Raw genomic sequence first — 12,928 nt, 5'->3', positions numbered from 1 at the left:
TCTTAAGCGTTAACCCTAATTATAGGGAAAACCCTGATCTCATGCCAGCCACCCTAACCGAGCGTCGTTACGACGCGACGCCAGCCCGCACGTGAGATGCAAAAAACGACCAGATCAGTTCGCTCGCATCAGGCCCAATCGACGAATGAAACGGCACGCTGTCGTCGCCGCCGGCCCACGCGTGCGCAAGATTCTCGATCCGGCAAAGACGCACGACGAATTCGCCATCCCGCCGATAATCGAGCATATGCATGCCGGCTGAACTCGTCTCGAAATGCTCGACGCCCACCGGCTGCCCTTGCGCATTCGCCAAGCCGTTGAGCCGCAAAAATTCGACTGCCAGTTGCTCCGCGTTCTTCGGTGCGACGACGCGATCGTCGTCGCCATGCACGATGATCGCCGGCATTCCGGGGTACGCGCTGGGCTCAACCAATGCATCAACAATAGCGGCAGGATTGCGGTGCAGACCTCGGCGCATCACGTCCATCGCAGTGACGCCGGAATTCGCATCGCCGAACGCCGGCCCCGAATGGAACGCGACTGCCGCGAAGCGCTGTGGAAAATGCAGCGCGAGCAACGACACGAGCCCTGCGCCCGCCGACATCCCGGCCGCATAGACACGCGACGCGTCGAATCCGCGCTCGGCTACCAGCGTATCGACCAGATCGACGATCGCCTGCGCCTCGCCGCCGCCGGCACGCGCCGTATCCTCATACCAATGCCAGCAGCCGTGCGCGTGCGCCCGGTGCGATTGCTCCGGATACAGCACCGCAAAACCATACCGGTCGGCCAGCAGATTCATCCGGGTGCCTTGCGCGAACTGCTCGATGTTCTGCTTGCATCCATGCAGCATCACGACGAGCGGCAGGTTGCCTGTGTACTTGACGGGCGGCACATAAAGACCGTATTCGAGATGCTTGACAAAGCGCCCGAACGACGGCGGCAGCGGATGATCGGCGCGGCTCCATTCGCCATTCACCCACGCGGCCGCCCGCGGACGCACACGCGACTCTTGCGGCGTAGCCGCCCCTGCTTTGGCGGCCGACGCGGCGGCCCGGCTCGCGCGGCGGATGGAGCGGGAAGCGGACTCCCGGATCGGCTGGGTTTGGGCATGCAACATGCGTTTCATACTGCCCAGCCATAGTTTCGTCAGACTTTTTGTCATGGGTCGGGGCTCGCAGTCAAATTTAGGGACGCCTTGCAGGCGGCTTCATTCAGCTTTGTGCAACGCACAATAGCATTATTTTCCTGATCCTATCCACCGCCCGGCCCAATGCCCGGCCGCCGACCGATCCGCAACCGGCGTGCGCTGTCGGTATACTGGGGAGGTTCGCCGCTTGTCTTCGTTGTAGTCGCTATTACCGACTCGTGCGTTAAACAAGTATTCCATCTCTCCGCCTACCTGCTCGCAGCGCCCGATGTTCGATTTGCCGCCCCGATTGTGGATGTCGGTCACCGCTCTAGGCGGTGCCGGACTGACCCTCCCCCTTGCCGTCACGATCGCCGTGTGGCTGGCGCTCGGCTATTCGGTACGCCGCGCCGCTACGTGGCTGGCGGTGCTCGGCGCAGCAATCGGCGCTGTCGCGCTTACCAAGATTGCGTTTCTCGGCTGGGGAATCGGCGTGCGCGCCTGGGATTTCACGGGCTTCAGCGGGCATGCGATGCTGTCGACGTCGGTCTACCCGGTCGCGCTGTTTCTCGCGCTCGCGCGCACGCGGCCGGCCATTCGCATCGCCGGCGTCATGGCCGGCTTCGCGGCCGGTATCGCGGTCGGGCTGTCGCGCGTGGCGCTCGACGCCCATTCGCCATCCGAAGCCGTCACGGGCTGCATCATCGGTGCGATTGCCGCGCTATCGTTCATCGTCGGTTCGTGGCACGCGGTGCCGCACCGCTGGTCAGCACCGGCGGTCGCGGCAAGTCTGGCGGCCGTCACGATCGCGCTGCATGGCGTCACTGTGCCATCGCACCGCTGGGTGACCGCGGTGGCGTTGCAGTTGTCCGGCCACGAGCGCCCGTATGTGCGTGCACGCTGGAAGGCGAATCCGAACTATCGGCCGGCGTCGCGGCCGCTTTCCCAGCCTCAGCAAACGCTCGATATACAGCCGATGCTGCGGCACGCGTAGCGGCGCAGGTCGGCAGGTCGGGCATATGCACCAGAGCGTCTTTTGTCCTGCCCCGACAATACTTATGCCGCCCCTTGCCGCGTAGCGCGCCGATCCACCGATACGTCACGCGTTATAACCTCGCATATATTACGATTACAGCTTTCGTCCACGCGATCGCTACCCGCCATGTCCGCTTCGCTTCGCTCTTCCGCCCGGCGCCTGTTCCTGCATGCGGCAACACTGGCCGCGCTCGCTGCCGGCTTCGGCGCCACATCCGTCGCGCATGCCGCCGACGAACTGGTCGTCTCCGCGGCCGCGAGCCTGACCAACGCGTTCCAAGCGATCGGCGATGCGTATCAGAAGCGGCATCCGGGCACGAAGATCCTGTTCAACTTCGGCGCATCGGACGTGCTGATGCAGCAAATCGCCAAGGGCGCGCCGGTCGACGTGTTCGCATCGGCGGACCAGAAAGCCATGGACCGTGCGGTGGCCGAGCGCGTGATCGCGGACGGAACGCGGCGCGATTTCGCCGCGAACTCGCTCGTGCTGATCGTGCCCGCCGACAGCCGCGCAACGTTCGGCTCGCTGCGTGAGCTGGCGGCGCCCGCGGTCAAGCGCGTGGCGTTTGGAGATCCTGCGTCGGTGCCCGTGGGCCGCTACACCGAAGGCGCGCTGAAAGCCGCGGGCGTGTGGAGCGAGATCAGCGCGAAAGGCGTGCTTGCGGCGAACGTGCGCCAGAGCCTCGACTATGTCGCGCGCGGTGAGGTCGACGCGGGTTTCGTGTTCGGCACGGACGCCGCCGTGATGCCGGACCGCGTGAAGGTCGTGCTGAACGTGCCGACGCAAACGCCTATCACCTACCCGGTTGCCGTCGTCCAGGGCAGCCGGCATCCGGCTGCCACGCAAGAATTCATCGCATTCGTGCTTTCGCCCGACGGCCAGGCGGTGCTCGCACGATACGGGTTCAAGCCCGCCGCCACTGCTGCGCCGGCGGCCCGCTGAGCAACGCCGGGCCAGACTCAATCGCCCGATACCGAATCAGAGATTGCCGATGCACGACGCCTGGATTCCGCTGCTGCTATCGCTGAAAGTTGCCGGTTGGGCAACGGCGCTCGACGTCGTACTCGGTGTCGCGGCCGGTTACGCGCTGGCGCGCTGGCGCTCAGGCGCGCGCGACGTGATCGACTCGCTGCTCACGCTGCCGCTCGTGCTGCCGCCGACCGTCCTCGGCTATTACCTGCTCGTGCTGCTCGGCAGACGTGGCGTATTCGGCGCGTGGCTCGACACGCTCGGCGTCCAGCTCGTGTTCACGTGGCAGGGAGCCGTGATCGCGTCGATGGTCGTGGCGTTCCCGCTCGTGCTGAAATCGGCGCGCGCGGCATTCGAGGCGGTCGATCCGCAACTCGAGCGCGCGGCGCGCACGCTCGGCGTGAGTGAAACCGGCATTTTTTTTCGCGTGACGCTGCCGCTCGCCGCGCGCGGCATTCTCGCCGGTGCACTGCTCGCTTTCGCACGCGCGCTCGGCGAATTCGGCGCGACGCTGATGATCGCGGGCAACCTGCCGGGACGCACGCAGACCTTGTCGGTCGCCGTCTATGCGGCTGTGCAGGCGGGCGACGACGCGACTGCGAATTTCCTCGTGCTGGTTACGTCGGCTGTCTGTGTGCTGATCCTGCTGGTTGCGGGAAGGCTCGTTCCGCCGCGCGCGCTCGCCGGAGCACGTTGACGATGCGCGCGACGATGCCTGTTACCGCCGTTTCGCCTATCTCATGCGTTTCACTCGCGCGCGCCGGCGCCGCGCACGGTCGACCTCCGCTTGGCGAAAGCGAGCCGCTGCGAGCCAGCTCCGCCGTTCATGACGGCCTTGCCATCGGTCATGCCGCCCCCGCCGGAGCACGCAAGCGATGAGCCTCGTCGTCGATATCCACAAGACGTATGCGACGCCCGAGCGCCATTTCACGCTCGACATATCGTTCTCGTCGAATGCGCAACGGATCGTGCTGTTCGGGCCGTCCGGCGCGGGCAAGAGCCTGACGCTGCAAGCCATCGCGGGGTTGCTCACGCCCGATCGCGGCGCGATCTCGCTCGCCGGCGACACGCTGTTCGACGCGGCACGCGGCATCGATCTGCCGACGCAAGCGCGCCGCGTCGCCTACCTGTTTCAGGACTACGCGCTGTTTCCGCACCTGAACGTGCGGCAGAACCTCGCGTTCGGGCTGAAGCGCGGCTGGCGCAATCCGCGCGCAGACGAGTTGCCGGACGACGCGGCATATTGGCTGCGGGCTTTCGAACTCGATGAGCTAGCCGGGCATTATCCGGCGCAGTTGTCGGGTGGCCAGAAGCAGCGCGTCGCGCTCGCGCGGGCGCTGATCGCGCGCCCGCGAATCCTGCTGCTCGACGAGCCGTTCTCCGCGCTCGACATCGCGATGCGCGAACGGATGCGGCGCGAACTGACGGATCTCCAGGCACGGCTCGACATTCCAATGGTGCTGATCACGCACGATCCGGACGATGTCGCCGCGTTCGGCGATCAGGTAGTGCGGCTTCAGGACGGACGCGTGCTGCATGAGGCGCCGCACGCGCAATGGATGTCGCGCGTGCGGTGACGGCACGGTGGCGACCGCGCTCGGTCCGGCGCTCCCGTGCCGCCACACCGTCAGCCATCAGCCATCAGCCATCAGCCATCAGCCATCAGCCGCTGACCGCCAGAATCACGCTCGATGCCTTGAACGCCGCGATCGCGCGCGCGCCTTTCGCGAGCCCAAGCGCATCAACGCTGTCATTCGTCACGATTGCCGCAAGCGTCGTGCCGCCGTCGAGCGCGAGCAGCACTTCGCTGTTCACCGCGCCGCGCGTGACCGTCCCGACGATGCCGTGCAACTGGTTACGCGCCGACAGCTTGAGCGGCGCGCCATCGTCGACCGCAAGCACGACCCACGACGCCTTCACGAGCGCGCAGGCATCGACGCCGGGCGCGAGCCCGAGCGCATCAGTGCTCTCATGCGTCAACACCGCGACGATTGTCTGCCCGCCGGGCAGCACGAGCGATACTTCGTCGTTGACCGCTCCGCGCCGGACCGACGCGACCTTGCCGAACAATTGATTGCGCGCGCTCGTCTTCATGCCGATTCTCCCGATGAGTTCCCAATTGAGCGCGAAACCCTCGACGGCCGCGCTCGCCGCATCGATGAAGCGACGGTGCTCGCGTTCGATCGCCCGATAGGCGGCGATCAACGCGATCGCGCGCGGCGTCAGCGTCGTGCCACCGCCGCCCTTGCCGCCCGTCGAGCGCAGCACGAGCGGCTCGCCGGCGAGGTTGTTCATCGTATCGACCGCGTCCCACGCGCCCTTGTAGCTCAGGCCCACCGCCTTCGCGGCGCGCGTGATCGAGCCCGTTTCCCCGATCGCCGCGAGCAGCGCGATCCGCGCCGCGCCGCCAAGCGTCTCGGCACCCGCGCGCACCCAAAGCTCGCCGTGCAACGCAAGCGGCTCGCGCCTATCGCACGGCGGCGCATTGGTGCGGGAGGCGGATGAAGGGGAATCGGCCGGATCGACAGCGCTCATCGGCGTAGTTTGGCGCAGGAGGCACTCATTATAGTCACGCCGATTACGCGCGCTTGCCTCTGATTTTCGGCGCCCGCATCCGGCACAACAACGTTTCGGCCGTCTCTGCCGCATGACGTTGCGCCGCCGCGCCGTAGCCGCGCGCAAAGCCGAGTTGATACGGCGGCGCCGACAACCGTTCAAGCGAGCCGAGCGCGACAGCTGCGTCGTTCGCGTCGCCGAGCACGGTCTGGATGCTCGCGAGATGCTTGAGCGTCTCGTCCCGCGTGCGGCGCGACGTAAGCGACAAAAAGAATTCGAGCGCATAGCGAAGCCGTTTCGCATCGATGCGTACCCGATGCCTCGCGGCCGCATCAAGCACCGTCAACCGCGCGCGGCCGTGTAGGCGGCCGAACAGCCGTCTCACGCACCTCGCCGCGTGACGCTTGAGCGATGGCGCGTCGTCATCGTGCGACGGATCGTCATGAGCCAGCATGCACAGCCATTCGAGCCACGCGAGCGCGAGCCGCGCATAGCGCGCGGTGCCGAGCGCCTGCCGCAACTCGGCGCGCGCCGCTTCGCCGCGCGCGCCCGCCGCGTCGAGCATCGCGGCCCAGCCGGCCGGGTCGCCGTCCGTATCGGCGAAAGTGGGAAACGTCGACGTCGCGCAGACGTCCCAATCACGCACCGCGCCGAGCAATCCGCCCAACCAGCGCAGGTCGGCGGAAAACGCCTCCTTCCATCCGGCATCCGCATACCGCGGAAACAGCCGCGCAAGCGTGTGCAGCCGGCGCAGCGCGACACGCATCTGGTGCACATATTCGGGGTCACTGCTCGCGCGCACCCCCGCTTCGTTGCCGAACCATTGTTCGGTCACGTTGCAGCCAAGCGCGAAGACCGCCGCACGCTGCGCGCGCATTCTCGACAAATCGACCGGTTTCGCTTTGAGCGGCGCACCGAGGATATTGGGCGCGTCGGCAGCGCATGCGCGATCGAGCACGCTCGCGAGCGCGGGAAACGCCGGCCACGCACCGCTCAATTCGCGCGCCGCGCGGAACAGCGCCCGCAATGCGGCGATGCGGGCCTCGGGCGTGCGCGGGTCGGCAACCGAAAGACGCAGCTCGCAAATGCGGTGTAGTGCGGGGACGATGCTGGCCGTGCCGGCCGCCGACGAGACGCAATGAGCGGCAATCGCGCCGCCAGCGGCGGCACGGCTCACGCTCCCATTCGCGGCCGCGCCGGCGTGGCGGACTCCGTCAGCCTTGGCCTTTTTCCCCGACGGCCCGGCAGCGGCAAAAGTCGCGGAGTCAGCAGCCGCGCCGGCATCGGAACTCGCGGCATCCGCCGACGTAGCCGCACGGGGCGGCGCGCCTGCGTCGGCGGCAATCGTCCCAGTCCGTGCACCATCAACCGCGCGAAGGCCGGCGGCAACAGCCCTGGCGGCAACGTCGCCGCCAAACGGCAGCGCACGCACATTGGCAGCGGCGGCAACGCCGGGCGCGCTCGCCAACGTGACGTCATCGAGCGTCAGTTCCACTTCGACGCCGTGCGCATCGAGCCAGCGCCCGCGCCGACGATCGACGACAAGCTGCTGCCCGCGCGCGGGAGCGGGAGCGGGAGCGGGAGCGGGAGCGGAAGCGGAAGCGGGAGCGGGAGCGGGAGCGGAAGCGGAAGCGGAAGCGGGAGCGGGAGCGGAAGCGGAAGCGGAAGCGGCAGTATCACGCTCTTTCGCCGATGCGTCGGCCCGCACCGCATCCGCCGGCACAGCCGTCTCCGCGGGCTGCATCGCGGGCGCGGCGACGTGCACGTTCTTGCAAGCGCCATCGAATTGCTCGCGCACCGTCACGCCAGGCGCGAGCGCATGACTACGAACGGCAAGCACGCGCCGCGCTTGCGCGGTGGTCTCGGTCCAGGTTTGCCAATGCCAGCCATCTCCGGATTCGGGTTCGGCTTCATCGAAACAGCATGGCTCGATCGTCACGCGCTCGTGGCCGCGACGCATTTTTACCGTCGAACAGAGCCGCCACGCCTTTGCCAGCTCCGCGACGAAATCCCGCGCGGCGCGTGAGCGCGCATCACGCCCGGTTTGCCCGGCTTGAGGCTGGAAGTGCAAAACGATTTCCAGAACACGCACCATGAAGTAAAGCTCCGGAGTTGGCTGAGCCGGCCCCGCGCATTGCATGCGCGCCGTGCCCCCCGATGCTCTACATAGTACACGGCCCCTTTTGCGGCCGATGTGGCTGAACGCCGCTCAACAGCCGCCATCCGTCGTTTATGTCGCCGTCCGCCGCATGCCTGCGGCGTTGAGCGCAGCGGCAACGCGGAGCGCAGCCGGGCCGCCGAGCACGCCCCGCCTGCGCAGCGGGACTGAACGCCACGCCCCGCGCCCGGATTTCCGGGCGTTCAACCCGGCGCACCCTGCGATCGTTCGGCGGGCAGAGGTCAGCCCTTAAATCGCGTATTGCGCGATTCCGTTTCCGAACGACCAATTTTCTTTCAGCACCTCGACAAGATTGATAAACACATCCTCACGGCGCACGCCGGGCGATTCGGCGAGCTGATCGGCAATCAGCCGGTACAGCTCGCGCTTCTGGGCAAGCGTGCGCGTATTGTTCGCGGTGATCTGGATCATCACCAGATCGTCGCTGCGCGCGATGCCGAGATAGTCGCGGCCGTAGAAGAAATTATCGGCGCCGTGCTCAGTGATGGTCATGAAAATGTCGTCGACGGGCACGTTGAACGCCTGCTGCAGCGCACGATGAACGCCGGCCGACAACGCCTGCCGATATTCGGCGGATTTGCCTTCGCGCAATGCGATCCGGGTGAACGGCATGGTCTTCCTCCTGGTGGAATGAACATGCATGCAGCTTAGATTCAGTTATCTATAATGAACAGATATCAATCCATATTTCATCTATTTTCATTTTAAATGAAACCGCTCGATCTCGACGCCGTCCGTGCATTCGTGCTGGTCGCCGATCTCGCCAGCTTCACGCGCGCCGCCGATGCGCTCGGCACCACGCAATCGGCCGTGAGCCTGAAGCTCAAGCGGCTCGAATCGCAGTTGGGGCAGCAGCTCGTCGAGCGCACGCCGCGGCGGGTCATGCTGTCGGCCGAAGGCGCGGCATTCCTGCCCGCCGCGCGCGATCTGCTCGACGCGCACGAGCGCGCGCTCGGCACGCTGTCGGCCGGCCCGCGGCGGCTGTCGATCGGCGTGAGCGAACACGTCGCGGTGCCGGATCTGCCGGCCGTTCTCAGCAGCCTGCACCGGCACGATCCGGGGCTCGTGCTGGCGATGCATGTCGGTATGTCGGCGGGGCTGCTTGCGCAATACGACGAACGCCGCCTCGACGCCGTGTTCGTTCGCCACGAACCCGGCGAAGATCCGCCGCGCGACGATGCGACAACGCTCTTCACCGAGCCGCTCGCGTGGCTCACCGCGCCCGGCTGGGTGCCGCGCGCGGGCGAGCCTCTGCCGCTCGCCGTGCTGGCCGGCCCGTGCGGCGTGCGTGCCGCCGCGTTGCGCGCGCTCGAACGGGCCGGAATTGCGTGGAGCGAGCGTTTCACGGGCGGCGGCGTCGCGGCTGTTGCGGCGGCGGCCGCCGCAGGTCTGGCCGTGTGCCCGCTCGCGCGCCGCGTCGCGCCGCGCGAGCTGGTCGACGTCGGCGCGCGCCTGGGGCTGCCCGCGCTGCCGGATTCGCAGATCGCGCTCTATTCGCGGGTGCGCGACGCCCGCTCAAAAGACACGCTACGCCGCTTTGCCGGCAGCCTCGCAGGCCCGGCGCAAACGGCCGGACACCGGTAGACTGTCGGATTTCGCCGACCTGTTCGACGCCTGTCATTCGCCTTCCACCGTTGACTGCATGAATCTCGACACCCGCAAACATCTCCGCGCCAATCTGCTGATGCTCCTCGCCGCCGCGATCTGGGGATCGGCATTCGTCGCGCAACGGCTGAGCCTCGACGTGATCGGCCCGTTCCTGTTTACCGGGCTGCGGTTTTTGCTCGGCGCGGCGGTGCTCGTGCCGCTCCTGCGATTCAACGGCGCGGCGCGCTCGCAGTGCGCGGCGATCGCGCGCGATCGCACGCTGATGCTGCCAGGGCTGGTGCTCGGCGCACTGCTCGCGGTGTCGATCTCGTTGCAGCAGGTCGGCCTGCAGTACACGAGGATCGCAAACGCAGGCTTCATCACGTCGCTCTATGTCGTGCTCGTGCCGGTCATCGGCGTATTCTTTCAGCACCGCACCAGCATCGGCACCTGGCTCGGCGCGCTGCTCGCCGCGATCGGCCTCTATTTCCTGAGCGTCGACGAGCGTTTCTCGATCCTGTACGGCGATTGGTTCCAGCTCGGCAGCGCGATCGTGATCGCGATGCATGTCATGGCGGTCGGCCGCTTCGCGCGCCGGCACGATCCGCTCGTGCTGTCGTTCATGCAATTCGCCGTGTGCGGCACGCTGTGCCTGCTGCTCGGGCTCGCGATCGAGCCCGTCAGCGTCACGGCGCTCGAGCACGCGCTGCCGACGGTGCTGTACGGCGGGCTGCTGTCGGTCGGCGTCGGCTATACGCTGCAAGTCGTCGCGCAACGCGACGCGGCGCCCGCGCACGCGGCCGTCATTTTCAGCATGGAAGGCGTATTCGCCGCGATCGCCGGCTGGGCCGTGCTTGGCGAAACGCTGTCGGTACGTGCGCTGCTCGGCTGCGCACTGATGCTCGGGGGGCTGCTCGTCTGCCAATTGCTGCCCGATCACGCGCGCCGCCGCGCCGGCGACAAAGACAACGACGTGCTGGCCGCCTGAGGCGCAAGCCGCTCCCTATAATGTCGTTTCCTTTGTCTTCCTGACTATTTCGCGAAGGGAAACACCGTGACTCCGTCCGTCGTCGACCCGGCCAAGCCTGGCGCCGCGCTGCTGCACGAGCGGGCCGCGCGCTTTGCCGCCGAAGTGGCCCTGTTCGTGCGCGATCATGCGCTGTCGATCGCGTCGCACGATCTGCGCAGTCCGCTCAACGCGATGCAAAGCTGGGCATATGTGCTGGAACGCCGGCTCACGCCGGGCGACGACAGCCTGCAACGCGCGCTCGCCGGTATTCGGGCCGGCATCGAGCAGCAGACGGCGCTGCTGGAAACGATCGTCGATGCGCCGCGCGCCGAAACCCGCACGCTCGCGCTCAAGCGCGCGAGCACGCCGATCGCCGCGCTCGTCGCCGAATGCGTCGCGCTCGCGCGCGCTGCACTCGGCGATGCGCGCGGTACGGCGATCGTAATCGCGTCGCGCGTGCAGCCGGATAAGGCGCTCGACTGCGATCGCGAACGGATCGCCCAGGCGCTGTGGACCATGCTGACGTTCGCGATCGACGCGAGCGCGCCCGGCGGCGAAGTCACGCTTGCATGGGAAACCGGCGCGGACGTGATGCGTTTCGCCGTGACGTTCGCCGCCCAGCCGCACGTGCTGACTGACGCAACGCTGCCGCACGCGTTCGAGGCGTTCGCGCGGCGCGACGCGCTCGCCGAGCGCCACGGCAAGCGCCCCGCAGCCGTGTTCGCGCTATGCGACCGGGTTGCGCGCGCGCACGGCGGCGCGTTCGCGTCCGATGCGCTCGCGAGCGGCATGCAGACGAGCATCGCGCTGACCCTGCCCGCACCGTATAAATAACCACGCCATCCGCGCCACGAAGCTGCAGCATGTTGACTGGCAATCATTACATTTTCCTTTCCAGCCTTATACTGACGCTTCGTTCATTTATGGAGTCCCTTCGTTGATTCAGATCGTCGCGCTCGCCGGCGCGCTGCTTCTTGTGGCCCTCAACGGCTTCTTCGTCGCCGCCGAATTCGGTCTCGTGAAACTGCGCGCTACGCGTGTCAAAACCCTTGCCCGCCAGCACGGCATGCGCGGACGCATCCTGAAAGTCGTCCACTCGCGGCTCGACGCGTATCTGTCCGCGTGCCAGCTCGGCATCACGCTCGCGTCGCTGGGCCTCGGCTGGGTCGGCGAGCCCGCGTTCGCACAATTGCTCGAACCGGTGCTCGCGCTTGCCGGCATCGAATCGCAGCGGATCGTGAGCCTGATCTCGCTCGTCTTCGCGTTCTCGGTGATCTCGTTCCTGCACATCGTCGTCGGCGAACTCGCGCCGAAATCGATGGCGATCCGGCAGGCCGAGAAGACCGGCCTCTGGGTCGCGCTCCCGCTGTATGCGTTCTATTGGGCGATGTACCCGGCAATCTGGGTGCTCAACGCCAGCGCGAACGCGGTGCTGCGGCTCGCGGGCCTGTCCGCGAGCCACGACAGCGACACGCATTATTCGACCGACGAACTGAAGCTGATCCTCAAGAGCCGCCGCAACGCGAGCGGCGCATCGAAATCGCCGAAACTTGCGTACAGCTCCGACGAATGGAACACGCTCGCGCACTCGCTCGATTTTTCGTCGATGACCGTATCGGACCTGATGCGCCCGGCTCACGAGATGATTGGTCTGCGCCGCGACGTGCCGCTCGCGGCCAACATGGAAGTCGTCGCGCGGCACCGCTTCAGCCGCTATCCGCTGTTCGACAACGGCGCGCGTGAACGCGTGAGCGGCCTCATTCATCTGAAGGATCTGCTGCTTGCGCGGCACGCGAACGCGTCGCTCGACGATCTGTCCGCCTACGTGCGCCCTGTCCAGTACGTGAAGCCCGATACACCCGCGCTCGACCTGTTCCGGCGCTTCCGCAAAGGCGCGCCGCACTTCGCGCTCGTCGGCGAGCGGCACTCGAAGCCGATTGGCTTTCTGACGCTCGACAATCTGCTCGGCGCGCTCGTCGGACAGATTCACGACGAATTCCGCCAAGGCGACGCCGAGTGGAATCGCCTCGACGACGGCACCTTGATCGGCAAGGGCAGCCTGCCCGTCGTGTCGCTCGAGCAGGCGCTCGGCATCGACATCGACGAGGGCCGCGCCGAATCGGTCGGCGGGCTTGTGATCCAGGCGCTCAACGATCTGCCGGCCGAAGGCCAGCGCGTGTCGTTCGAACGCTTCGATATCGTCGTGAAGAAAATGAGCGGGCCGCGAATCGTGCTCGTGCGCGTGTATCCGAAGGTGCTCAAGGATGCGGACGAATGAGCGGGCAGGCTCGACGCGACGCCGCGCCCTCGCGCTTGGGCCGGTCGCGCCGCCGAGTGCGGGCGGTATGAGCGCGCCGCGCGCATCGCGGGCGCATGCCGGATGTATGACGCATTCGTTGTATCCGGTTCGCCGAGCGTGGCGGTTTCGCGGCGAAGCATGGCGGCCCGCGCCAGCCCGTTATC

Annotated in this window: 12 protein-coding genes; 8 read left to right on the top strand and 4 right to left on the bottom strand. The window is 67.0% G+C overall.

What is annotated here, in order from left to right; all coding sequences use genetic code 11:
* Window positions 1-67: 67 nt before the first annotated feature.
* Window positions 68-1,120 carry an extracellular catalytic domain type 1 short-chain-length polyhydroxyalkanoate depolymerase gene (locus BSIN_RS07160; RefSeq protein ID WP_369828152.1) on the bottom strand — a complete coding sequence of 351 codons (1,053 nt, stop codon included), beginning with the start codon at window positions 1,118-1,120 and terminating at the stop codon, window positions 68-70.
* Between the two features lie 298 nt (window positions 1,121-1,418).
* On the opposite strand from BSIN_RS07160, the gene BSIN_RS07155 reads away from it, so the two are divergent.
* The 4 genes from BSIN_RS07155 (at window position 1,419) to BSIN_RS07140 (ending at window position 4,711) form a co-directional block, all read left to right on the top strand.
* A complete protein-coding gene (locus tag BSIN_RS07155) occupies window positions 1,419-2,123 on the top strand; it encodes a phosphatase PAP2 family protein (protein WP_089339971.1) in 705 nt (234 codons plus the stop codon).
* A gap of 168 nt (window positions 2,124-2,291) precedes the next feature.
* Window positions 2,292-3,107, top strand: a complete 816-nt coding sequence (gene modA / locus BSIN_RS07150; RefSeq protein WP_089339970.1) for a molybdate ABC transporter substrate-binding protein — start codon at window positions 2,292-2,294, stop codon at window positions 3,105-3,107.
* A 49-nt stretch (window positions 3,108-3,156) separates the two neighbouring features.
* The gene (modB, locus tag BSIN_RS07145; RefSeq protein WP_089339969.1) at window positions 3,157-3,831 is read left to right on the top strand and encodes a molybdate ABC transporter permease subunit; all 675 of its coding nucleotides are present in this window, start codon (window positions 3,157-3,159) and stop codon (window positions 3,829-3,831) included.
* A gap of 178 nt (window positions 3,832-4,009) precedes the next feature.
* Window positions 4,010-4,711, top strand: a complete 702-nt coding sequence (locus BSIN_RS07140) for a sulfate/molybdate ABC transporter ATP-binding protein (protein ID WP_089339968.1) — start codon at window positions 4,010-4,012, stop codon at window positions 4,709-4,711.
* Between the two features lie 85 nt (window positions 4,712-4,796).
* On the opposite strand, the gene BSIN_RS07135 is transcribed toward BSIN_RS07140, so the two are convergent.
* The 3 genes from BSIN_RS07135 to BSIN_RS07115 all read right to left on the bottom strand — a co-directional run bounded on the left by BSIN_RS07135 (window position 4,797) and on the right by BSIN_RS07115 (window position 8,481).
* Window positions 4,797-5,669 (bottom strand): TOBE domain-containing protein, encoded by an 873-nt coding sequence (locus BSIN_RS07135; protein WP_173678643.1) that lies wholly within the window; start codon window positions 5,667-5,669, stop codon window positions 4,797-4,799.
* Between the two features lie 43 nt (window positions 5,670-5,712).
* Window positions 5,713-7,785 (bottom strand): CHAD domain-containing protein, encoded by a 2,073-nt coding sequence (locus BSIN_RS07130; RefSeq protein ID WP_256583646.1) that lies wholly within the window; start codon window positions 7,783-7,785, stop codon window positions 5,713-5,715.
* 312 nt (window positions 7,786-8,097) lie between these two features.
* Window positions 8,098-8,481, bottom strand: a complete 384-nt coding sequence (locus BSIN_RS07115; RefSeq protein ID WP_089339964.1) for a tautomerase family protein — start codon at window positions 8,479-8,481, stop codon at window positions 8,098-8,100.
* 96 nt (window positions 8,482-8,577) lie between these two features.
* Here BSIN_RS07115 and BSIN_RS07110 point away from each other — a divergent pair, with 96 nt between their 5' ends.
* From BSIN_RS07110 to BSIN_RS07095, 4 genes are all read left to right on the top strand, one after another.
* On the top strand, window positions 8,578-9,453 hold the full coding sequence (locus BSIN_RS07110; RefSeq protein ID WP_089339963.1) for a LysR family transcriptional regulator: 876 nt from the start codon (window positions 8,578-8,580) through the stop codon (window positions 9,451-9,453).
* Window positions 9,454-9,511: 58 nt separating this feature from the next.
* The gene (locus tag BSIN_RS07105; protein ID WP_089339962.1) at window positions 9,512-10,444 is read left to right on the top strand and encodes a DMT family transporter; all 933 of its coding nucleotides are present in this window, start codon (window positions 9,512-9,514) and stop codon (window positions 10,442-10,444) included.
* A gap of 66 nt (window positions 10,445-10,510) precedes the next feature.
* Window positions 10,511-11,299 (top strand): sensor histidine kinase, encoded by a 789-nt coding sequence (locus BSIN_RS07100; protein WP_089339961.1) that lies wholly within the window; start codon window positions 10,511-10,513, stop codon window positions 11,297-11,299.
* Window positions 11,300-11,402: 103 nt separating this feature from the next.
* Window positions 11,403-12,743 carry a hemolysin family protein gene (locus BSIN_RS07095; RefSeq protein WP_089339960.1) on the top strand — a complete coding sequence of 447 codons (1,341 nt, stop codon included), beginning with the start codon at window positions 11,403-11,405 and terminating at the stop codon, window positions 12,741-12,743.
* The last annotated feature ends 185 nt before the right edge of the window (window positions 12,744-12,928 follow it).

Origin of the sequence: Burkholderia singularis (genome assembly GCF_900176645.1) — a bacterium.
GTDB classification, from domain to species: Bacteria; Pseudomonadota; Gammaproteobacteria; order Burkholderiales; family Burkholderiaceae; genus Burkholderia; species Burkholderia singularis.
Note: the sequence above shows the minus strand (reverse complement) of the source record. Positions and strands in the feature narration are given on the sequence as shown.

Coding starts and splice junctions, on each gene's coding strand:
- BSIN_RS07160 (WP_369828152.1), bottom strand. CDS start 1,120: ATGTTGCATGCCCAAACCCAGCCGATCCGGGAGTCCGCTTCCCGCTCC.
- BSIN_RS07155 (WP_089339971.1), top strand. CDS start 1,419: ATGTTCGATTTGCCGCCCCGATTGTGGATGTCGGTCACCGCTCTAGGC.
- modA (WP_089339970.1), top strand. CDS start 2,292: ATGTCCGCTTCGCTTCGCTCTTCCGCCCGGCGCCTGTTCCTGCATGCG.
- modB (WP_089339969.1), top strand. CDS start 3,157: ATGCACGACGCCTGGATTCCGCTGCTGCTATCGCTGAAAGTTGCCGGT.
- BSIN_RS07140 (WP_089339968.1), top strand. CDS start 4,010: ATGAGCCTCGTCGTCGATATCCACAAGACGTATGCGACGCCCGAGCGC.
- BSIN_RS07135 (WP_173678643.1), bottom strand. CDS start 5,669: ATGAGCGCTGTCGATCCGGCCGATTCCCCTTCATCCGCCTCCCGCACC.
- BSIN_RS07130 (WP_256583646.1), bottom strand. CDS start 7,785: ATGGTGCGTGTTCTGGAAATCGTTTTGCACTTCCAGCCTCAAGCCGGG.
- BSIN_RS07115 (WP_089339964.1), bottom strand. CDS start 8,481: ATGCCGTTCACCCGGATCGCATTGCGCGAAGGCAAATCCGCCGAATAT.
- BSIN_RS07110 (WP_089339963.1), top strand. CDS start 8,578: ATGAAACCGCTCGATCTCGACGCCGTCCGTGCATTCGTGCTGGTCGCC.
- BSIN_RS07105 (WP_089339962.1), top strand. CDS start 9,512: ATGAATCTCGACACCCGCAAACATCTCCGCGCCAATCTGCTGATGCTC.